This is a genomic window from Photobacterium japonica (genome assembly GCF_050337005.1).
GTDB lineage: Bacteria > Pseudomonadota > Gammaproteobacteria > Enterobacterales > Vibrionaceae > Photobacterium > Photobacterium japonica.
Genome location: NZ_JAKJSN010000041.1, coordinates 1 through 20,013 on the forward strand (window position 1 = coordinate 1; position 20,013 = coordinate 20,013).

The 20,013-nt window shown below is 49.2% G+C and carries 18 protein-coding genes; 11 read left to right on the top strand and 7 right to left on the bottom strand.

From position 1 onward, the window contains the following. From L4C36_RS15895 to sstT, 5 genes are all read left to right on the top strand, one after another. Window positions 1-360, top strand: a 360-nt coding sequence (locus L4C36_RS15895) for a DUF4381 domain-containing protein (RefSeq protein WP_428478785.1), incomplete at its 5' end; no start/stop codon positions are given. A gap of 11 nt (window positions 361-371) precedes the next feature. Next, complete coding sequence (locus L4C36_RS15900) at window positions 372-1,337, top strand: vWA domain-containing protein (protein ID WP_428478786.1); 966 nt, start codon at window positions 372-374, stop codon at window positions 1,335-1,337. Further along, complete coding sequence (locus L4C36_RS15905) at window positions 1,330-3,354, top strand: vWA domain-containing protein (protein ID WP_428478787.1); 2,025 nt, start codon at window positions 1,330-1,332, stop codon at window positions 3,352-3,354. Before L4C36_RS15900 ends, L4C36_RS15905 begins: the two co-directional genes overlap by 8 nt. A 7-nt stretch (window positions 3,355-3,361) precedes the next feature. Beyond that, window positions 3,362-5,086 (top strand): BatD family protein, encoded by a 1,725-nt coding sequence (locus L4C36_RS15910; RefSeq protein WP_428478788.1) that lies wholly within the window; start codon window positions 3,362-3,364, stop codon window positions 5,084-5,086. Window positions 5,087-5,359: 273 nt separating this feature from the next. Beyond that, window positions 5,360-6,625, top strand: coding sequence for a serine/threonine transporter SstT (sstT, locus tag L4C36_RS15915; RefSeq protein ID WP_428478789.1), 1,266 nt, complete (start codon window positions 5,360-5,362; stop codon window positions 6,623-6,625). A 119-nt stretch (window positions 6,626-6,744) separates the two neighbouring features. Here sstT and L4C36_RS15920 read toward each other — a convergent pair whose 3' ends face one another. From L4C36_RS15920 to L4C36_RS15930, 3 genes are all read right to left on the bottom strand, one after another. Further along, the gene (locus L4C36_RS15920) at window positions 6,745-7,728 is read right to left on the bottom strand and encodes an outer membrane beta-barrel protein (protein WP_428478790.1); all 984 of its coding nucleotides are present in this window, start codon (window positions 7,726-7,728) and stop codon (window positions 6,745-6,747) included. 340 nt (window positions 7,729-8,068) lie between these two features. Then, window positions 8,069-8,506 (bottom strand): PAS domain-containing protein, encoded by a 438-nt coding sequence (locus L4C36_RS15925; RefSeq protein WP_428478791.1) that lies wholly within the window; start codon window positions 8,504-8,506, stop codon window positions 8,069-8,071. Between the two features lie 4 nt (window positions 8,507-8,510). Next, on the bottom strand, window positions 8,511-9,518 hold the full coding sequence (locus L4C36_RS15930; protein ID WP_428478792.1) for a response regulator: 1,008 nt from the start codon (window positions 9,516-9,518) through the stop codon (window positions 8,511-8,513). A gap of 257 nt (window positions 9,519-9,775) precedes the next feature. Between L4C36_RS15930 and L4C36_RS15935 the strand changes: the two genes are divergently transcribed. After that, on the top strand, window positions 9,776-11,272 hold the full coding sequence (locus L4C36_RS15935; RefSeq protein ID WP_428478793.1) for an FAD-dependent oxidoreductase: 1,497 nt from the start codon (window positions 9,776-9,778) through the stop codon (window positions 11,270-11,272). Window positions 11,273-11,367: 95 nt separating this feature from the next. Here L4C36_RS15935 and L4C36_RS15940 read toward each other — a convergent pair whose 3' ends face one another. From L4C36_RS15940 to L4C36_RS15950, 3 genes are all read right to left on the bottom strand, one after another. Further along, window positions 11,368-11,709, bottom strand: coding sequence for a cupin domain-containing protein (locus tag L4C36_RS15940; protein ID WP_428478794.1), 342 nt, complete (start codon window positions 11,707-11,709; stop codon window positions 11,368-11,370). 126 nt (window positions 11,710-11,835) lie between these two features. Then, window positions 11,836-12,513 carry a chromosome segregation ATPase gene (locus L4C36_RS15945; RefSeq protein WP_428478795.1) on the bottom strand — a complete coding sequence of 226 codons (678 nt, stop codon included), beginning with the start codon at window positions 12,511-12,513 and terminating at the stop codon, window positions 11,836-11,838. Between the two features lie 168 nt (window positions 12,514-12,681). Continuing rightward, window positions 12,682-13,743 (bottom strand): PTS sugar transporter subunit IIC, encoded by a 1,062-nt coding sequence (locus L4C36_RS15950; RefSeq protein ID WP_428478796.1) that lies wholly within the window; start codon window positions 13,741-13,743, stop codon window positions 12,682-12,684. Between the two features lie 277 nt (window positions 13,744-14,020). Here L4C36_RS15950 and L4C36_RS15955 point away from each other — a divergent pair, with 277 nt between their 5' ends. The 4 genes from L4C36_RS15955 (at window position 14,021) to L4C36_RS15970 (ending at window position 17,459) form a co-directional block, all read left to right on the top strand. Continuing rightward, on the top strand, window positions 14,021-14,923 hold the full coding sequence (locus tag L4C36_RS15955; protein ID WP_428478797.1) for a DNA ligase: 903 nt from the start codon (window positions 14,021-14,023) through the stop codon (window positions 14,921-14,923). A 199-nt stretch (window positions 14,924-15,122) separates the two neighbouring features. Continuing rightward, window positions 15,123-15,473: a PepSY domain-containing protein gene (locus tag L4C36_RS15960; protein ID WP_428478798.1), complete on the top strand. Its 351-nt coding sequence runs from the start codon at window positions 15,123-15,125 to the stop codon at window positions 15,471-15,473. Continuing rightward, window positions 15,470-16,129 (top strand): response regulator transcription factor, encoded by a 660-nt coding sequence (locus L4C36_RS15965; RefSeq protein WP_428478799.1) that lies wholly within the window; start codon window positions 15,470-15,472, stop codon window positions 16,127-16,129. The genes L4C36_RS15960 and L4C36_RS15965 overlap by 4 nt, the downstream gene beginning before the upstream one ends. Beyond that, window positions 16,119-17,459, top strand: coding sequence for an ATP-binding protein (locus tag L4C36_RS15970; RefSeq protein WP_428478800.1), 1,341 nt, complete (start codon window positions 16,119-16,121; stop codon window positions 17,457-17,459). Before L4C36_RS15965 ends, L4C36_RS15970 begins: the two co-directional genes overlap by 11 nt. Before the next feature lie 143 nt (window positions 17,460-17,602). On the opposite strand, the gene L4C36_RS15975 is transcribed toward L4C36_RS15970, so the two are convergent. Beyond that, the gene (locus L4C36_RS15975; protein ID WP_428478828.1) at window positions 17,603-17,839 is read right to left on the bottom strand and encodes a hypothetical protein; all 237 of its coding nucleotides are present in this window, start codon (window positions 17,837-17,839) and stop codon (window positions 17,603-17,605) included. Between the two features lie 287 nt (window positions 17,840-18,126). On the opposite strand from L4C36_RS15975, the gene L4C36_RS15980 reads away from it, so the two are divergent. Further along, entirely contained in the window at window positions 18,127-19,773 is a 1,647-nt protein-coding gene (locus L4C36_RS15980; protein WP_428478801.1) for a P-loop domain-containing protein, read from the top strand. The last annotated feature ends 240 nt before the right edge of the window (window positions 19,774-20,013 follow it).

Here is a 20,013-nt window from a genome sequence, read left to right on the forward strand (position 1 = left end):
GCCTTTTTGGCGTTCACGTACTGGCAATATCGCCAAAGAAATCGCGCTCGCCATGAAGCCCTCACGAAATTACAGCGTTTCACCCAGCCCGCACAATTTGGTGAGCTGAACCAATTATTACGCCAAATGGCGATGACCTATCGCCCTCGACAGCATGTCGCCGGACTCGCCGGTGAAAAATGGCTGGCATTTCTGGATGCGCAACTTCCCCAGAAAGAGGCCGGATTTGTAGCGCTATCGAGTGATTGGCAACAAGGGCTTTTCTCACCTATGCCGTTAAGTGAGAAGCAATTCAATGCTTGTTTACGTCAAGTGAAGGTATGGATTAAAAAAGCGCGCTTTGTGCAGCAAGAGCAGTAGGACAATGTGCAATGTTTGAATTTATTTGGTTGTGGGCTTTCGCCTTATTACCGCTTCCCTTTCTTGTTTATTTTTTAACGAAACCGTCGGTGCAGCCGTCTGCGATTCGATTACCGAAATTGCCGGCAGGACTCGGACAACAACAGCAAACCAGTCGTTGGCTATTGGGGTTAATGGGCGCCGCTTGGGTCGCCTTGATCGTTGCTTGTGCACGACCGGTTTGGTATGGCGACCCGATTGAAATCAACCCTGAACACCGCGATATGATGCTGGCCGTCGACTTATCCGGCTCGATGTCGACGGAAGACATGATCACGGAAAATGGCAATGCTATCGACCGTCTGACCGCCGTTAAAAACGTGTTGCATGATTTTATTGGCCACCGTAAAGGCGACCGCTTAGGCCTTGTGTTGTTTGCCAATCATGGCTATTTGCAGACCCCACTCACATTCGACCGAAATACCGTACAGCAACAACTTGATCGCACGGTGATGGGGCTGATTGGGCAAAGTACGGCGATCGGTGAAGGGCTTGGGGTGGCAACGCGCACCTTCATTGAGAGCAAAGCGCCCCAGCGCGTCATTGTATTACTCAGTGACGGGGCAAATACTGCCGGTGTCATTGACCCGATTGAAGCCGCCGAGTTGGCCAAGAAAAGCAATGTCACCATCTATACCGTGGGTGTCGGCGCAGAAGAAATGGAACAACGTACCTTTTTTTCAAGCCGTACAGTGAATCCCTCACAAGATTTGGATGAAACCACACTCCGCCGCATTGCAGAGTTGACAGGCGGCCAATATTTCCGCGCGCGCAACCCGCAGGAGCTGGAACAGATTTATACCACGATTGACAAGCTTGAGCCGGTCAATAATGCCCAGCAAACGTGGCGACCTCGCCAAGAGCTGTTCCGCTTTCCGTTGGCTGCCGTCCTGTTGCTGTCCATCGTCATTGTTATCATGAGAAAACGTCATGGCTAGTTTCACTTTCTTATACCCAGCTTGGTTTATTGCGCTGTTGCCGCTCGCAATCGTGCTGCCTTGGCTACGCCGTGGTCAGCAAAAACAGGGGCTCATTGCTCCTCACCTCGCGGCAAAACTGGGTGATCATACCCCAAAGAAAACCCACCATTTTCTGCCTGGGCTCGGCCTTTTTTGGCTGGGCATGGTTATCACATTAGCCGGGCCAAGTTGGCAGAAAACAACCCTGCCCGCTTACAGCCTGTCTGATGCCCGTGTACTGGTGATGGATATGTCTCGGTCGATGTATGCCAATGACGTGACCCCGAATCGCCTCACTCAGGCGCGATTCAAAGCGTTAGATTTATTACCCGGCTGGAAGGAAGGCAGTACCGGTTTAGTCGCTTATGCAGCAGATGGCTACACGGTTAGTCCGCTGACTGAAGACGCGAAAACGTTGGCGAGCTTAATCCCATCACTGTCTCCGGAAATCCTGCCGATTCAAGGCAGTAATGCAGCAGCCGGTATCCAAGAAGCCATTAACCTGCTCAAGCAAGCTGGCCATCAAGAGGGGGATATTGTCCTGATCACCGATGGACTCAACGATGACGAACTGGCGAAAAGCCAAGCGTTACTCGCCAACACTCCCTATCGCGTGTCTATTCTGGCCGTCGGCACACCACAAGGTGCGCCCATTAGGTTACCAGAAGGCCATTTATTGACCGACCAACAAGGCAATACCGTGGTCGATAAATTGGACATCGACAACTTACTGCCTCTCACGCAACAAACCGGTGGCGTTTTACAATTAGCGCAACCGACTAACAGCGATGTGGATCAGTTGATTGCAGCCACCAGCCAAACGGCCTCTCAGGCGGAAAAGCACGAGAAAAAAACCCTAGAAGAGCGCGTAAACAATGGATTCTGGTTGTTATTACCCCTCGTAATACTGGCATTGTTCGGTTTTAAGCGTGGTATTGTCGTTGCCCTGCTCTTTACCGTGATGCCAATGGACATGGCCCACGCGGCAAGCTGGAAAGAGCCCTTCCGAAACAATGATACCGTCGCATTTGAATTGTATGAACAAGGACAATTTGCGGAAGCAGCCAAGCAGTTTAATGCCCCATCATGGAAAGGCGCAGCAGAATACAAAGCAGGTCAGTTTACGCAAGCCATTGACACGTTACGCCCCCTTACGGACGAAACATCACGCTATAACCTCGGGAATGCCTATGCCCAATCGGGTGATTTAGACAAAGCGGCCGCACAATACCGTGCCATTTTGGCCGACAATCCGGATCACGCCGATGCCAAGAAAAACCTTGAACTGATTGAGGCAGCAAAACAGCAGCAAAAGCCAGAGGATCAACAAGAACAGCAGAATCAGCAGAATCAGCAGAATCAGCAGAATCAGCAGAATCAAAATGCTAACGGGCAGAATAAGCAAGATCAACAAAACACCGAAGCGTCACAATCTGATCAGCAGCAGAACCAGCAAGGTCAAAATCAACAGGGACAGAACCAACAAGGTCAATCCCAGTCAGGGTCTGACAGCTCGGGAGCTGACAAGGCTGAATCGTCACCGTCTCCGTCTGAAGGCGCTTCGTCACAAGATCAGGGTGCTTCTCAAGAACACGCATCATCACAGAGTCAATCGTCCTCACAACAGAAAACACAACACGGTGAGAACGGGCAGCCTAAAAAGCAGAATGGGCAACAGGCAACACAAGGAGAGCAGCCTTCGCCATCTTCTGCTCAAGCGCAATCAGAAGGTAAACCGACATATCCAGAGCAGAACGCGGAAGCACAACAAACTGCACTGAAAATGGCGGAATCCGACGATAGCGATCCGCAGGATAAAAACGGGTCGGCGGCCGTTGGTACCTCTAACGAGGGGGACAGTAATGCCTCTGCCAGCGATCCAATTTTGAAAAAACTGGAACAGGTGCCCGATGACACGGCTGAATTGATCCGCGCGCAGATCATCTTGCAAGCACGAGAAAAAGCAGCACCACAAGATACGGCAAACTCATGGTAATTAAACAATGACACGACTTAACGCACTCTCATCATCCACCGCGACACTGTCTCGTTGGCGCCATTCTATGGTGGCCCTCATTGCCTGTGCGCTCTTTTTTTTCTCAGCCGCCAGTCAGGCGGCACAAGCCGTTGCCACAGTGTCAAAAAACATTGTTGGCGTGAATGAAGTCTTTCAATTGCAAGTCAGCATTGATGATAACGTCAGCACGAATGCGCTGGATCTATCGCCGCTGAGTAACGACTTCAATGTCGGCTCACCCCAAGTGAGCAGTGGTCAAAACATCATTAATGGTGTGATCTCCCGTAGCACCTCATGGCGAGTTGCCATTGCGGCAAAAGCGGTGGGCGAATTTGTTATTCCGAGCTTTCAGATCGGTGCGACATCGACCGATCCCATCACTATCACCGTGATGAAATCGGCCAATGCAGAGGCTGCCACTGACACGAAACCCAACATCGCCTTGTCTGCAACATTAGAAAAAGACACTGCCTACGTGGGAGAAACGTTGCGTTACTCAGTCAGACTACGTATTGGCGAGCAAATGAGCCAAGCATCGCTACAGCCACCCTCTGGTGACGGCTTGGACGTGAAGCAGCAAGGCGATGACAGTCAGTTTGAAACGGTGATTAATGGCCGACGCTATCTGGTGATTACGCGTGATTACCAAATCACACCGACCAAAGACGGCGAGATTTTGCTGCGAGGAGCAGGCTTTACGGGCTCTATCGTGAAAGGCAACCGTGGATTTGGATCAACATTACGCCTCCCGTTTGAAGAACACGCCGATGATCTTACCTTGAACATTAAAGGCAAGCCGGCCAGCTATAAAGGGCTTTGGTTGCCAACGGAAGATCTGCAACTGGCACAAAAATGGGATCCAGAATCACCCCAAATCAAAGTGGGCGAACCCATCACACGTACCCTAACACTACGTATTAAAAATGCTGAACAAAGCACATTACCAAATATCACCCTCACCTACCCAAGTGCGGTACGGGTCTATGATGAAAAACCGGTGTACGGCAGCGAAGGGGACTACACCACAATGACCCTGAAGCAAGTGATCATCCCTCGCGCAGAAGGCCAATTAGCCCTACCGTCTTTGGCCATTAATTGGTGGGATACCACTACCGATAAACCTCAAACCAGTAAAGTAGACGGCTTAACCCTTGACGTGCAACCAGGTGATAGCCATTCATCGCTCATGGTGGCACCACCAGCCAATGGGAACACCACCATTGATCTCGCGGAAAAGAATACACCTCAGCCAACGGCAATCACGCCGCAGGAAGAGCCTTCATCCGGCATTTGGCCTTGGGTTTGTGGTGTACTGGCCTTGTTATGGGCGATCTTCACCGGGTTGTGGTGGCATGAACGCACGCAGCGACAAGCCTTAACCCGTGCACTCGCGCAATACGCAACACCCACACTACGCACGTTGCCTGACACCGATCCCCTGCAAGGAATGATCAACGCCGTGGCGGATAACCAGACTATTTTACTGCAGACGTATTTTCAGCAGTGGATCAAACAAAACCCTTCGCACCCAAGTAGAGAAAGTCTCCACTTGTTAATTGAAAAGCAGATGAAAGCTCGATATAGCATGAGCGGTGATACGGCGAATAAAGAGGACATCACGGCGTTACAGCAGCAACTTCAGTCACTAAAAAAACGTGATCCTGCCATCAACATCAAGCAGAAAAGTGCCCTTGAACCGCTTATTCCATAAGCATTTTAAATGGTTACGATAAAAATTAAGCCCGCTTTTCGTGGGCTTTTTTAACAAAACTTTTCACCAACAAACTGGCTTATTAACAACTTTTTCCGCCATTTGTCTTTGATAGCAATACTTTCTAAAAATAGCGATATGGAATGTAAAAAAAACGTTTCTTAAAAGTTCRTTAAATCAATAGTGGAAATATACCGAAAATCCTGTTACAAAATGTGACGAATACAAAATTAAATGCTTCACAACATAAATATAAAATATGCAGGATGTAACATGAATCAATCACAACCGTTTTTAGCCCGAGTTGCAAATGGTAGCCTCGTGATACAGATACTCATCGGTATCGTCGCTGGTGTCTTCCTTGCAACCTTTTCACCCGCTTCAGCCCTCAAAGTCGGCTTCCTTGGCAGCCTCTTCGTTGGTGCACTGAAAGCGGTCGCGCCTATCCTCGTCTTTATCTTGGTAGCGTCTTCTATCGCTAACCAGAAAAAAGGCACCCATACCAACATGAAACCCATTATTGTGCTGTATTTGTTCGGTACATTAATGGCATCGTTCACCGCGGTAACAATGAGTTTTCTTTTTCCAACCACTTTAACTCTTGTGACTGGCGCGACCAATGCAACGCCACCGGAAGGGATCAGCGAGGTACTTAACACCTTGCTATTCCAAATCGTGGACAACCCTGTTCATGCATTAATGAACGGTAACTTCATCGGTATTTTGGCATGGGCTATCGCATTGGGTTTTGCGCTACACCAAGCCAGTGATGCAACGAAGCAAGTGTTCCATGACATGTCGAACGGTATCACGCTGATCGTGCGTTTTGTCATTCGTTTAGCGCCTATCGGTATCTTCGGTTTGGTGTCACACACCTTTGCTGAAACCGGTTTTGATGCCCTGCTAGGTTACCTGCACCTTCTAGGGGTACTGTTGGGTTCAATGGCCATTATCGCGTTCATCGTGAACCCGATCATCGTGTATGTGAAAACAAAAGAAAATCCCTACCCATTGGTGCTACGCTGTATTCGTGAAAGTGGCATTACGGCTTTCTTCACACGCAGTTCAGCAGCTAACATTCCGGTCAACATGCAACTATGTAAAGATCTCGACTTGCATGAAGACACCTACTCCGTTTCTATTCCACTTGGCGCGACCATCAACATGGCCGGTGCTGCGATTACCATCACAGTGCTGACACTGGCAGCAGTACATACCATGGGAATTGAAGTTGATATGGCAACCGCGGTTCTACTGAGCGTGGTTGCAGCGGTCTCGGCTTGTGGTGCATCCGGTGTTGCGGGTGGCTCACTGCTGTTGATCCCATTGGCCTCTAGCCTATTCGGGATCCCGAATGAAGTGGCGATGCAGGTGGTTGCTGTTGGCTTTATTATCGGTGTTATTCAGGACTCTGCCGAAACGGCGCTGAACAGTTCAACCGATGTTATCTTTACGGCTGCTGCTTGTAAGGCCGCAGAGGCAAAGATGCCAGCGGCAGAGAAAGCCGCTAGCACTGACGTCGATGCACGTACTGCGTAATCCACTACGTTAATGGCACAAAAATCGAAACCGCACAAAACAAAAATCCAGCACCGAGGTGCTGGATTTTTTTATCTATCCTGTTCATATCAATGAACAGATATATTCACTCACCGTGATCAGTATTGGGTCACTTCGAAGCTAGGTACAAACACTTCTACACGACGGTTTTGAGCGCGACCTTGATCGGTATCATTCGATGCAACAGGCTCAAGCTCACCACGGCCTTGTGCAACAATACGGTCTTTTGAAATACCGACTTGCTCTGCCACATAACCCGCGACAACCGCGGCACGTTCTTCAGATAGTTTCTGGTTATACTCGACAGAACCACGGCCATCGGTGTGACCAACGACGTACAGTTTCGTGTCAGGGTATGCCACCAACTGTTTCGCTACAGGTTGCAACAATGCAATGTCTTCCTGCGTGAGTTTATCACTATCAAAACCAAACGGCAGAATCGCCCCAACCGCTTCAATAGTGATAACTTCCACTTGTGGTTCTGGCTCTGGCATTGGTTCTGGCTCAGGTTCTACCACTGCGATCGGTGCAGGTGCACCCCAGTGATATACCAAACTCACCCCGTAGAAATGCACGTCACTTTCACCAGGTTGCTGTGTATCGCCAACTTGGTTGTAGTATTGATATTCAACACGGGCAGACAAGTCATCATTAAAGAAGTATTCAGCACCGACACCCGCAGTTGCGGCAAGGCCTGAATCATCATCATTCACGACGCCGTTATCTGCATCGTAAACAAATCCACCGGCTTTAGCGTAAAGATCAAACGAGTTAGACACCTCGTAAGTAAATTTACCCAGTAAGTCTATACCCTGCACTTCAAAACCATCATTCAGATAGTCAGCTTGCCCAAGGTAAGTGTAACCCGCTTCGAGACCGAACCATGGTGTCACGTTATAACCAATAAATAGACCACCACCCCAGTCGTCTTTATCCAGATCTTGACCTTTCAATGACCCATCGACGTTATCGAATGTGGTTCCCCCTACACGTGCACCGACGTACCACGGATTTTCAGTTCCAGCCTGTACAGCACCCGAAATCAACAGTGCAAGCGGAAGAATTTTGAAGATTTTTGTCATATTAGTATATCCCTACTTTTTTATTTACCACTACCCATTCATTTTTAGAACATGCTGGTAATTCCGTGTCTTTTTTTTCAACAACAATGACACAAATCACACATTTGACACATGATACACGACAAAAAAGTGATATCAACCAAAAGCCATATCAATCCGTTGCATAATTTATACATCAACAGCACGCAAGGGCAACAATGCGCATCACTCTGGCTTGCGCAATAAAGCACCGTACAAAGACACCACAAAAAAACGCCTTAAAAAAAGCCTGCTCAGTGAGCAGGCTTTTTTATGTAGGGGAGATTCATCGACATAACCGTCTTTCACCACGCCTTCGCGTTTAATGATGACACACCGCCAACGCTTCCGCAGACGCATCCTCAATGGCCAAAAACAAGTAGTCAACCTGGCCTCTTGGTGAGGTCATCGGATTCAGGGTGACATTCTGGTACATAAAAGGCGCTTGCTGCGTGATCGGTCTGACATTGCGGCACTTAAATAAGTAAGGCCGCTGGCGCCATGTGACAAAGCCACGGCAGCCTAAATCAAACACCGGCTTCACTTTCACGACAAACCATTCCTGTGGGATTTCAGGGAACAGTTCAAACACGTTTTTTCCGATGGCTTCATGGGCTTGTTTTCCACTGTGGTGTGTCATGAAACCATTCCACACATGCACAGTGTAGTCACGATCAATCACCACTAGACCAAGGTCAACATGCTGCACCATGTCCACCATCCAGTGAAACTGCTCAAATTCTGCAGGTAACGACAACATGCGACTACTCCTCATCCATCAAATATGACAACTTGTTATCCAGCAAAGGGAAAGATTCATCCACAAACATTAGCAAGAGCTCACACTTTACATTTGAATTTTCAATGCCATAGCTCACTTCAAAGGTCATGGTGCGACGCCAATTACTTTCCGTTTTATCAATCATGTTATCGATGGACATATGCTGCCCTAGTACCACCGGATAACTCTGGAAAAACTTCACTTCTGCTTGTTGTCCCAAGCCTTTAAGGAACGATCCAACGAGGATGTTGCTCACGTCCATTAACAGTTCAAGTTCGGTATCGACACCGTCCACCTCAGGGTAATTCATCAAACGCATGAGATCTGCCACACTCGAATCACTGAGTAAAACTAATGCTTCACCCGCAATACCTTCGCCGTTAAAGCCTTGGCAAATTCCCGACATACTGCTGTTACTCGCCAGATGACGCAGGGTCATATGCAGTTCGCTGACTTCAAATACATTCACATTGGGCAGCGGTAAATTCACGAACACATTAAAGTGTCTAGCCAGTGAATCAGCCGCACGCCCAATGGCGACGTTAGCCACTTCGAGGTACACATCTCGACGACGCAATATCGGCGTGCTCGGGCGCTTAATATCCACATCCAATGAAAACACATCGACCGGTGCGATGAGTGTCTTCAGTAGTGCTCTTAAATGTTCTTTATCAATCGGCTTTTTGAGAAATTCAATGGCACCTAGAGCTTTTACCCGTGCTTGTGCCTGCGGCTGAATATCACCTGAAACAACAATGGTTTTAACGTTAATACCCTGCTGGCGCATGGCTTCTAGCGTCTGATAGCCATCCATTTCAGGCATGGTCAGATCCAAGAACAACAAATCAAAGTGGCCTTGCTGAAGGTGGTGCAATGCCTGCACCCCGTTTTCCGCGAACGTCACCTCCGGTGCGATAGATGACGGTAACGCCCTCGCCATCTGTTTTCTGGCTAACGCAGAATCATCACAAATTAAAATAGAGGTAGACATGGTATTTCCCATTCAAATTTATTCACGGATGTCGGTATACCCAAGTCACTTCTTAACGAAAAAGACAAAAGTAGCTTGGGTATACAAAACATTGAAAACGAGTTGTTTTTTGTTAAAAACGTATAGTACCAGCTACTTGTAGCCCGGTCTTGAAATAATCTCTTCCCACTTGGCTTTATTTAGGTTTGCATTGTGATCTATGCACAGTAAAATCAGCGTATTCTTTACCATCGTTTTATGACTCACTGACTCTTTTTATGAATGATCAAAGCTTTCCAGCTCATCCCCCGCAGCATTCACTTCGCGTTGGCATTATAGGCGGTGGTATTGCAGGCTCTACCGTTGCCCTTCAATTAGCAGAGCTGGGCATACAGGTCGAACTGTTTGAAGCAGGTACTAGCCTTGTCAATGGTCCCCCAATCTGCCATTTACACGCAGGCGGCAACCTGTATCGCGAGATTTCTGATGAACAATGCGTCACTTTATTAAAGCAATCTATTGATACGGTGAAGGTGTTCCCACACACGGTGAATATTCGCCCGACCGTGATTGCCGTACCACAGCACGACAGCAGTGATCCTACCGCGTTGCTGCCACGACTGAATAAACTGCAAACCCTCTATCAGCAATTAGTGAACGATGACCCAAGCCTGTGCGTGTTAGGCCAGCCTAAGCATTATTATAAACTGTATGAACGTGACGACATGGCACGACTGGCGCAACAAGCTACGCCAGATGCGCCACAGCAACTCGATGACTGGATGATCCCTCTGGCTAAACAGTTGGATCTCGATCGTTTCAAATTTCCATTCGTGTTAGTGCAGGAATTTGGCTGGAGTGTGTTCCGTTTGGCGGCAACAGCTCAACTTGCGCTATCACACTTGCCTAGCTGTACCGTGCATACGCAAAGTAAAGTGACGCACCTGCAACAAGCTGACGATTTGGGCTGGTCCATTGAATACCAAACTCACTCGATGCCTGAAGCCGATCATGTCACACACACAACGCACGTGGATTACCTGATCAACGCCTGTGGTTTCCAAACCGGCACCATCGATGACTTGGCGCAACTAAGCCGCCCTCGCTTGGTGGAGTTTAAGGCCGCGTACGTGACACATTGGGCAGCATGTCAGGGAGTATGGCCAGAAGTGATCTTCCATGGTGAACGTGGGACACCGGACGGTATGGCACAGCTTACCCCTTACCCAGAGGGGTATTTCCAGCTACACGGTATGACTGAAGACATCACGCTGTTCAAAAAAGGATTAGTGGCGAGCACCAACAACAGTGCGCAACCCCAGTTACAAGGCTCGTTCATTCAGAAGATCAAGCAGGGTTGGCCAAACGATGAAGCCACACTGCGATCTCAGCGTGCAATTAATCACATGGCACGTTTTGTTCCTCACTACGCCTCTGCAACGGTGGGAGGGAAGCCGCTGTTCGGTGCCCAACAAATTCCAGGGGATGATGCTTCACTGCGCGCCGCCGACATCTCTTTTGCCGGCCAACGTTATGCCCGCACTGAAATTGTGAAAGCCTCTTCAGCATTATCCGCCGCACACAGCATCGTAGACAAACTCGTGGAAGAAGGCTTATTCCAGTATCACGGTACACAACAGTCAGATGCGTTGTCGTTGCCCGTTACCCGCTCAATCTCCTCTCAGGATGTGGAAGAGAAGGCCATCGCCTTAGCGGAAGAGCGTCACTACCCTGTTGCGTTGGCAAAACCGCTGTCTTATCCACTGGCGTCATAAGCCGACACAGCATCAGAGCGCCATAAAATAGCAGCGAGGCCTCGGTCTCGCTGCTATTTTCGATAAATATTCATCGCCACATTCATTGACAGTCGTTATCGGTAAAAAACCGCCAACCAGATTGTTTCCGTGTCTGGCGTGGTCCACGATACCCGATGCCGTTGGTGTGCAGGAATATTGATGTGATCCCCTACGCCGAGTTCCACTTCTCGCGTTCCCTCTTCAAACACAATGCGGCCTTGGCCTTGTAGCACCATCACCCACTCATGCTCATCTTGGTCATACCATTCATCGCTTGGTGTGGTATGCCCCTTCGAAACAATCCGCTCAATGCGCATTTGCTGCCCACTGACGATGTCTTCCATTAGCTCTTGCGGTAACACATCGGGGATCATTGTAAATACATTTGCCACCTTGTCGCTTTCCGTCATGTCCATCCCCCCACTTTATCATTGCCCTCATCATGCTTACCCACAGAGAGGCTCACGAATTAGGTCGCGTACAAAAAAGACGAGGGGTTAACCTCGTCTTTTGGTGTTTATGTGACATGATATCTTGGCGCCTTATTCTGGACGCGGGATCTCAATATCAATTTTGGTATTCAATTCGGCCAACTCTTCTTGCAGTGCTGCTAACTGAGCTTCTGCATCATCGACCGCTTTTAGCTTAGCATCATATTTGTCACAGTCGGCTTGAGAAACCCAATTCCAACTGGTGCCTGACTTAAATTCATCACACGGCTTTTTAAACTCTTTTGCCACACGTTTGGCTTTTTTTACTTCTGCTTCAGCTTTGCTCACTTGTTTTTGCAATAACAGTTGTTGTTGGTACAACGCTTTCGAGTTATCCAACACCACTTTTTGCTTTTCTGCCGTACTGGTGAGTTTCACCACTTGGGTGTCGAGTTTTTTCTTCGTCACAATCATCGTCTTTTGCTCTGTTTTCATTGACGACAATCGCTTTTCATACTCTGCTTTTTGCGCGGCCAATTGCTCATCCAACGTGATTTGTGCCTGAATGATTTTTTCCTGCAAGCGCGTAATTTCAGCCCCAGCCGCTTCATTCAGCTGTTGAAATTTCGACGTTAAGTTGGCATTTTGTGCCTCCAGCACCTCTGTCTCTTTTGCCAACATAGCCAACGCTTCATCGTTTGACTTTTGGGTAACGAAATACCAGCCCGCAGAGGCAACGCCTGCGCCCAGTAGCAGACCGGCAACTAATGATACTTTCCAAGATGTCATATTATTTTCCATTGCATCCTCGTCAATTAAGGATAGATCTTTCCTTAATCCACTCATGCCCAAAAAGGAACGAAAACAAGCGAAGTCAGTGTTATATCAAATTTGCTGCGTAAACAGTAGAACCCGTTGCATAACTTGTCACATTACTGACATCCGAAGAACATCGGCTTAATGTAAATTCAGCACGAGATCTCCCGGCTTGATCCAACCGGCTTTACGCATCATTTCGGCAAAGAAAAGTGTCAACAACGCTGGCAGTACAAAATGCATCATCAACATAGCAGTATACATGGACGATGTTGACCAACCCGCCGCATCCAACGCGACAAAGGTTTGAATTTGTCCGACAAGCCCTGACGTCCCCATACCCGCCCCTAGTGGGGTGTTTTCCATCGCAAACACAACCGTTGACACTGGCCCTAAAATGGCCGATGTGATGATTGTCGGTAACCATATTTTGCGATTTTTAAGGATGTTTGGCATTTGTAGCATGGACGTACCCAGCCCTTGCGCCACCAACCCTGCCCAGCGGTTTTCACGAAAACTCATGACGGCAAAGCCCACCATTTGCACACAACAGCCCACTGTTGCGGCACCGGCAGCCAAACCATTCAGACTGAGCATAATGGCAATCGCCGCACTGCTGATCGGCAAAGTTAACGCCATGCCCATTAATACTGCAACGACCATACCCATCCAAAACGGATGCAGCTGGGTCGCATACATAATCACATCCCCAAGCGAGGTCATCGCATTGCCGATGTACGGCCCGATGAACGTGCCCACGGCGACACCGATAATCACCGTCACGGCCGGTGTTACCAAGATATCGACCTTGGTTTCATTGGCCACCAGCTTACCGCACTCCGTCGCAATCAATGCTGCCACAAACGCGCCAACCGGCCCTCCTAACGCTGCCCCCGCCGCCCCCACGGTCGTCACCGAAAACATCACCAGTGCGGGGGCTTGTAATGCATACGCCACAGCCACACCAATGGCCGGCCCTGTCATTTGCTTCGCTAACGGCCACAGCGTGTCAGTAAACAGTGGGATCCCCAACTTCATGCCTAAGGTGTTCAATATGGAACCCATCAGCAATGAGGAAAAAAGCCCCAACGCCATATAACTCATGGCGTGGATAAAATATACCCGAGGCGATAACGTGACATTTTTTCGTTTAACGAACGCGACAAAACGAGATTCTGTCCCTGATAAGTGTTGTGACTGCATTAACTACGCTTTTCATTCAGTGAATAGGCGGGAAGGATTTTATCCTATTCGTTACGTTTTTTTCAAAGAGTGATTACACGAATTCCCCACTCGGCCATTCATACTCAAAAGACATAAACATCGGTCAAATTCACATAATCAAACCGCAAACCAATACGCCTTTGCAGAATACGCAGTGAAATCATCACACTCACGCCACCCGCATCATTATCGTGCGTTTACTCACCGCATTTTATTTTCGTAGTGTGACTCAACTTATCGTGCCCGAGGAACCATCATGCATCGCCCTTTATTGTCTTCTTCCCGTCTATCGCTAATCGCCGCAACCATCGGTTGGGCGCTTAGCCCTTTTGCCAGTCATGCTGACAACGTTTTATTACCCACACCCGTGATGAAGGCCACGTCCGTTAACATGACCCACTGGCAAACAGACAATCATGCCGACATTGCCCACTATTATGCGAGCGAAAAACTCGATGGGATCCGTGCTATATGGACAGGCAACGCACTGATCACCCGACAAGGCAAACCACTGTATGCCCCCGCATGGTTTACCGCTTCATTACCGCCAGACCATGCCATTGAGGGCGAACTTTGGATTGAACGTGGCCAATTTCAGCACCTCAGCCAAATAGTGCTCGATAAGCAGCCTAATGAAAAACAATGGCGCAAGGTTAAATTCATGCTGTTTGATGCGCCCGCATCAACGGGATCGTTCACGCAACGCCTTGCGACACTGCAACAACTCGCTCAACGGATGGATCCAACCATCGTACAGGTTATCAACCAACGCACGCTGACCCACAACGAAGCTTTACATAAGTGGTTGGCGACCATTGAACGCAATGGCGGTGAAGGCATCATGCTGCACCACAAAGAAAACCCCTATTACCATGGGCGCAGTGCCGGCGTCCTGAAAATAAAGTCCTATCAAGATGATGAAGCGATCGTCACTGGCTACGAACCCGGTAAAGGAAAATATGCTGGCGTGATGGGAGCCGTCTGGGTCGTCACGTCTGACAATATCCGTTTCAAAATAGGCAGCGGTTTTCGGGATCATGACCGCGAACACCCTCCCGTTATTGGCAGCATGATTCAGTATCGGTTTAATGGCTATACCCAACGTGGGATCCCACGCTTTGCCCGCTATATACGCCCACGCGCAAATCCGGATCAGTAAATCGCCCCGACGCCACCCGGGATCTGTGACCTTGAAAACAAATATGCTTTCTCACCTTTCCCGTGGCGCTATTTCCCACGTAAACTTCATTATTCAATCGGGTTAAACACGCTCTTGGTGTGGTGCTATTTTATGCACTCAGGCAGCATTGCTCATTTATTCATTTCTCGTTCACATTCGTAGCGTTAGACTTAATAGCATGAAGATAAGAAGCGTTTTTTTTACCACATTTTTATTGGTCTTTTGTTTTCTCCCCCACGCTTTCGCTAATGTGAAGCTGGAGATTGAAGAAGATCACGACGACGTGATGCAGGCAGTCCAGCAGGGGCTCATTCAGCCCTATTCTGCCCTTCAGGCCGTCGTCAGCAAGCAGCTCCACGGACGGATCATCAAAGTCGAATTGGAAGAAGAGGACGATATTTGGATTTACGAGCTCAAACTCATTGACCCGAATAACAATATCGTTCGCGTTGAATATGAAGCTAAAACCCTGACCATTCTCGAAATTAAAGGCCGTGGGCTAGAAAACATCATCAAGGTATCGCAATGAAAGTACTTGTCGTAGAAGACGAAATCGTATTGGGTGAGCAAATTGTCGCCGGCCTGGAAAACAATGGATGGGTGGCAGAGTTGTCTTGCGATGGCATTGATGCCCTTTATCGTGGCACGTCTGAACCTTGGGATGCGATCATATTGGATCTCGGCCTGCCGAAGCTGGATGGATTGACCGTGTTAAAAGGGATCCGTGATGAAAATGTCACATGCCCTGTCATTATCCTCAGCGCGCGCAGTGAACTGACCCAACGGGTTGAGGGACTGAATGCAGGCGCCGATGATTACCTCACTAAACCGTTTCAAATGGTGGAGTTGATGGCTCGCCTGCGCGCGCAAGTCCGCCGTTCAACGGGCAATACCTCACCCGTGATCCAAGCCAGCGGCCTAAGCTTAGATACCCGCAGCTCTAAGGTTTCCTACCAAGGCGACAACGTGGATCTTACTGCGCTCGAATTTAAAGTGCTGTCGTACATGATGCACAACATCGGCAAAGTGATCTCCCGTACCGAACTGGTTGAACACATCTACAAACAAGACTTTGACCGCGATTCCAACACCATTGAAGTGTTCATTGGCCGCATTCGCCGTAAAATCGGCAGCGATGTGATTCAAACCGTCCGAGGGTTGGGATACCGCATCAATGGCAATTAACGCACCACAGCGTCCTACCTTGCCCAGCCTTCGCAGCCGCTTGCTTATTGCCGCGGCTGTTTGGCTTTTAGGCACTACCCTCTCGGCCGGCTACCTCGTGCCGTCCTTCATTAAAAGCTATTTGGTGGAACAAGAACAACAGCAACTCTACCTGTATCTGGATGAGCTAACCGCCCTGACCGAAGTCAACCACAGTGGCAAATTACTCACACCCAGTGCCTTGTCTAACCCGCGTTTTCAACAGCCCTATAGTGGCCTGTACTGGACGATGACAAACCATGAAACCGAGTTACGCTCGCGTTCACTGTGGGACACCCGTATCACGGGCAACGCCAAAAAAGGGTATCGAGGGCCAGATAAACAGTCTTTGCTGGTGGTAGAGCGTCAATTCCGATTACCCGAAGCCGATGAGCCGATAAAGCTTGTCATTGCCGCCAACCAAGACCGTTTATTGGAAACGCTGCAAAAACTGACGCATAGCCTGTGGCTGATCCTCGCGTTGCTTGCGGGCGGTACCTTATTGCTGATCTGGCTGCAAATCACGTGGTCGCTGTTGCCGCTAAAAGGTTTGCGAAACAAGTTAAAGCAGGTGCGTGATGGCGAACTGTCTGAGCTAACTGGCACGTATCCGGCTGAAATTCGTCCGGTGGTTGACGATCTAAATGCCTTACTATTCCATTATCAGGAGTTGCTCGAACGGGCCCGTCACCATGCAGGCAATTTGTCACATGCGCTGAAAACCCCGATTGCGGTACTCAATAACGACGTGGCCAATCTGTCAATGGATGACAGGCGCAAGCTCAGCCCGTCGTTACAGCAATTGCAGCAACACATTGACTACCATTTAGGCCGCGCACGCATGGCAGGAGCGGCTAACATACTGGCCGCGAAAACCGCCCCATCACCGCGTGTGGATGCCATTTCAATGGCCATGGATAAGGTGTATGCCCACCGAGGCGTGGTGCTGGTGAATGAACTCGACAGTGATTTGATGGTGGCGGTAGAAAAACGCGACCTCGATGAACTCATCGGCAACGTGATTGAAAATGGCTACAAATGGGCGCACGGGCTGATCCGCGTGCATCACCACGATGTGGATACGCAGACACTGTGCATCACCGTTGAAGATGACGGCCCTGGCATTGCGGATGATGATTATGAAAACGTGCTGAAACGGGGGGTACGCCTCGACGAGACAACCCCCGGCACCGGATTAGGATTGAACATTGTTAACGAATTGGCGCATAGCTATCGCGGTAAGCTTACATTAAGCCGAAGCGCCTTAGGCGGCGTCAAAGCTGAGTTACAGTTACCTAAACCGCGGCAGTGATCTTGACGCGCGAGTGATTGAGCCGCAACGGCTCAATCATGCCCTCTATTGCCGTCACGTTTCATGTTTTACCGACTTACCAAGCAACTTATTAACGATCTGCCTGACTACCTGCCCAGCAGCTGCTGGGCAGCAACTTACCGTTATATCGGCCAGACCGTAAAATTCACCACCCGCACAATCACCGCGACCACCACGCAACTCACGCCCAGTCGATACCATTTGTACTCAGCCACGGTCATATCTATGCGGCGATAGAACATTCTGACCACCCCGCCCCAATCATGGGTACGACGGCCATACTGTGCAATCCCCATCATGAGCATGCCCAGGCCGCCCAATAAAAAAAGGTATTCTGCAATATTCATGGTGTTCTGCATCATGACAACTTCCCTCTCGCGTCGACTACACTCTACCCTGTAGATTCAAACCGATTTAACGGTTGGCTATGTGTCCAATTTACGGCCTTGAGTGACCGACCACCATTAGACATTGGTAGGAAATCTGACGCCAACCCGTGAGCGCAATATCAGATTAGGGGAAAACACGCCCTGAATTGAATGATTCCAATGAAATAGCGGGATAAACAGCAAAGTTTATATCCTTGAGGAGGCGGTTTAGTGTAGAATCCCGCCCCCGGAATTTCTAACGAAGGTATCGAGGCGACATGCAATTACTCGAATCAAAATTACATAAAATTGACCGTCACAATTACCGTAGCTACTCCATGTTGCGCGGTGAATACCATTTCGTTGACTTCGATTTTTTCATTGATATTACGCAAACGGATCCTGCCGCGCCGGCTTCACGTGTACGTGCTCGCCGTAAATGGTCGTTGACCGATCTTGAGTGGCTAAAAGAGCAATCTACTGACTACCAACGTGCGGCCCGTGATTTTATCGCCCGTCACTTTGCGGATCTTGCTCAACAAATTAACGAACTGCAGATTGATCGTCCGGGTCAAGCTGTGATTGATCGTACCGCTGTTGTCTTTGATGAAGATGCGCTTGAACTGCGTTTCCGTGTGAATTTGCCATCTGATGGCCGCACCATCATCGCCAAGAAAACCTCGAATCTCCTCACATACACGATGCCAAAAATCATCCGTCGCGCCACGATTGCCCGTGAATTACCGATGGACGAATTGAAGCGCCACTGTGAAACCGTGGAAGATCAGGTTGCACTGCGTCGTCAACTGGCTGAAAAAGGCCTAATGGCGTTTGTGGCTGATGGCAGCATCCTGCCACGTCTATCAGGTGACAGTGAGTTACCAATGGCAGGCGCCATTCCTTTCACCAGCCCTGACAGTTTGGCGATTGAGCTAGACGCCCCTCACCGCGGTACAATCCGTGGTATGGGTATCCCGAAAGGCATTACCATGATTGTGGGTGGTGGCTTCCACGGTAAATCAACGTTGCTTAACGCCATTGAAAATGCCGTGTATGACCACATTCCGGGTGATGGCCGCGAGTACATCGTGACCGACGAAACGGCATCCAAGATCCGAGCTGAAGACGGCCGTTGCGTACATAACGTTGACCTGTCTCCGTACATCAGCAACTTGCCGATGGGCAAAGACACTACCATGTTCTCGACGCAAAATGCGTCAGGTTCAACGTCTCAAGCCGCTTGGCTACAAGAGTCGATTGAAGCGGGTGCACAATCATTGCTGATTGATGAAGATACTTCTGCGTCAAACTTCATGGTGCGTGACGAGCGCATGCAGAGTCTGATCGCGAAAGCAGACGAGCCGATCACGCCGTTGGTTGACCGTATCGCCCTGCTGCGTGATCAGCTTGATATTTCTGTCCTATTGGTAATGGGCGGTTCGGGTGACTATCTGGATGTTGCAGATACCGTGATCCAAATGCAAAACTACCAGGCCATTGACGTGACAGAAAAGGCCAAAGCGGTTGTTGCTTCGCACCCAACACGTCGTCAGCCAGAAGGGACAACGGTGATTAGCCGTCCTCGTACCCGTAAACTGAACCGTACCGGCCTAAAAACACAGCTTGAAGAAGGTAAATTCCGCATTCAAGTGCGTGATAAGACTTACATGCGTTTCGCGCGTGACTACATCAACCTGCAAGCGTTAGAGCAGGTTACGGATGCCAGTCAGCTGCACACCATTGGTTGGTTATGGTTCCAAGCGGCGCAAGGCAAAGGCTGGGAAAAAGCCCCAGCAAAAGTCTTCAACCAAATGCTCAATGAACACTGGTTCCGCTCAATGCCACAGTACGGCGACCTAGCGAAGCCACGTGTGATTGAAGTAATGGCGGTGCTAAACCGCATGCGCAGCGCCGAATTTGAATAAGCAAAAGCTGAATAAGCGGCATAAATCGTGTCGAGTGTGAATAATCCCCTCAGTGGATCATTCACAACAATGTGCGCTTAAAACGAAAAAGCCCTTTTTAGGGCTTTTTTCCTATTTAGCGTTTGCGGTTTAGATCCACCATCAGCGTGGTTATTCCCCCTCCCCAAAAAAACGCCCTCCGTTCCCGCTAGCAACACCGCTCCCCTCATTCGTCCATGTGTTTGAAGAATCAATGACCTA

What these genes read in the sequence shown, in the direction of transcription:
- L4C36_RS15980 (WP_428478801.1), top strand. Translation starts at nt 18,127, where the DNA reads ATGCAATTACTCGAATCAAAATTACATAAAATTGACCGTCACAATTAC.
- L4C36_RS15970 (WP_428478800.1), top strand. Translation starts at nt 16,119, where the DNA reads ATGGCAATTAACGCACCACAGCGTCCTACCTTGCCCAGCCTTCGCAGC.
- L4C36_RS15935 (WP_428478793.1), top strand. Translation starts at nt 9,776, where the DNA reads ATGAATGATCAAAGCTTTCCAGCTCATCCCCCGCAGCATTCACTTCGC.
- L4C36_RS15960 (WP_428478798.1), top strand. Translation starts at nt 15,123, where the DNA reads ATGAAGATAAGAAGCGTTTTTTTTACCACATTTTTATTGGTCTTTTGT.
- sstT (WP_428478789.1), top strand. Translation starts at nt 5,360, where the DNA reads ATGAATCAATCACAACCGTTTTTAGCCCGAGTTGCAAATGGTAGCCTC.
- L4C36_RS15945 (WP_428478795.1), bottom strand. Translation starts at nt 12,513, where the DNA reads ATGACATCTTGGAAAGTATCATTAGTTGCCGGTCTGCTACTGGGCGCA.
- L4C36_RS15950 (WP_428478796.1), bottom strand. Translation starts at nt 13,743, where the DNA reads ATGCAGTCACAACACTTATCAGGGACAGAATCTCGTTTTGTCGCGTTC.
- L4C36_RS15940 (WP_428478794.1), bottom strand. Translation starts at nt 11,709, where the DNA reads ATGGACATGACGGAAAGCGACAAGGTGGCAAATGTATTTACAATGATC.
- L4C36_RS15925 (WP_428478791.1), bottom strand. Translation starts at nt 8,506, where the DNA reads ATGTTGTCGTTACCTGCAGAATTTGAGCAGTTTCACTGGATGGTGGAC.
- L4C36_RS15965 (WP_428478799.1), top strand. Translation starts at nt 15,470, where the DNA reads ATGAAAGTACTTGTCGTAGAAGACGAAATCGTATTGGGTGAGCAAATT.
- L4C36_RS15910 (WP_428478788.1), top strand. Translation starts at nt 3,362, where the DNA reads ATGACACGACTTAACGCACTCTCATCATCCACCGCGACACTGTCTCGT.
- L4C36_RS15920 (WP_428478790.1), bottom strand. Translation starts at nt 7,728, where the DNA reads ATGACAAAAATCTTCAAAATTCTTCCGCTTGCACTGTTGATTTCGGGT.
- L4C36_RS15930 (WP_428478792.1), bottom strand. Translation starts at nt 9,518, where the DNA reads ATGTCTACCTCTATTTTAATTTGTGATGATTCTGCGTTAGCCAGAAAA.
- L4C36_RS15900 (WP_428478786.1), top strand. Translation starts at nt 372, where the DNA reads ATGTTTGAATTTATTTGGTTGTGGGCTTTCGCCTTATTACCGCTTCCC.
- L4C36_RS15975 (WP_428478828.1), bottom strand. Translation starts at nt 17,839, where the DNA reads ATGCAGAACACCATGAATATTGCAGAATACCTTTTTTTATTGGGCGGC.
- L4C36_RS15905 (WP_428478787.1), top strand. Translation starts at nt 1,330, where the DNA reads ATGGCTAGTTTCACTTTCTTATACCCAGCTTGGTTTATTGCGCTGTTG.
- L4C36_RS15955 (WP_428478797.1), top strand. Translation starts at nt 14,021, where the DNA reads ATGCATCGCCCTTTATTGTCTTCTTCCCGTCTATCGCTAATCGCCGCA.